Below are 616 nucleotides of genomic sequence, written 5' to 3'. Positions count from 1 at the left end.
AAAGCTAAGAATGACTTAGTGGCGGCAGCGGCAGCCTTGAATGTATCAGATATAGTAGCAGGAACTCAGCCTACATCGTATCAAACGAGAGCAATGTTGCCTAATACTGGTATACGATCAGATAATACTACAGCTGCTCTAGGACTTCTATCAATCTTTGGAGCAGTAGGTTTACTCTTTTCTAAAAAGAAAAAAGATGATGAAGAAGCTTAAGTAAATGATTCTATTTGATTCTCAATCGCTTTTACATACACAATTTTTTATCAATTAAAAAGAACTAGGGTAATCTACACATTAGCTGGATATACTTACCCTACAGTGGATAGTAAAAAAGGGGCTCTTGGTCAACTGTAGAGTGTTGAAGTCAGCTAAGATCTAGAAAGGACAAATTTTGTCCTTTCTTTTTTTGATGTTCAGAGCGATGAAAATCCGTTTTTTGAAGTTTTCAAAGTTCCGAAAACCAAAGACATTGCGTTTGATGAGTTTAATGAGATTATTCGTTGCTTCCAATGTAAGCGCGTCATAACAAGGTATCTATCATTCATGGAAGACCTCCTGTATACTATTCGTAAAGTAAAACTATTGGAGGATATTTGAATGCCACAACCTATTGTTC

1 protein-coding gene and 1 pseudogene are annotated in these 616 nt (G+C 36.0%); one reads left to right on the top strand and one right to left on the bottom strand.

Going from position 1 to position 616, the window contains the following annotated elements:
* A partial coding sequence (locus HT693_RS09585) for an LPXTG cell wall anchor domain-containing protein (RefSeq protein WP_172925132.1) occupies positions 1-213 on the top strand: 213 nt, incomplete at its 5' end.
* Positions 214-368: 155 nt separating this feature from the next.
* Here the strand turns inward: HT693_RS09585 and HT693_RS09580 are convergent.
* A pseudogene (locus HT693_RS09580) lies at positions 369-510 on the bottom strand (transposase); the annotation flags it as partial.
* Positions 511-616 lie beyond the last annotated feature (106 nt).

It is taken from the genome of Streptococcus sp. 2154, assembly GCF_013277255.1.
In the GTDB taxonomy this organism is placed as follows: domain Bacteria; phylum Bacillota; class Bacilli; order Lactobacillales; family Streptococcaceae; genus Streptococcus; species Streptococcus pseudopneumoniae.
The sequence above is the reverse complement of the archived record's forward strand: the minus strand, read 5'-3'. Positions and strand labels throughout refer to the sequence as shown.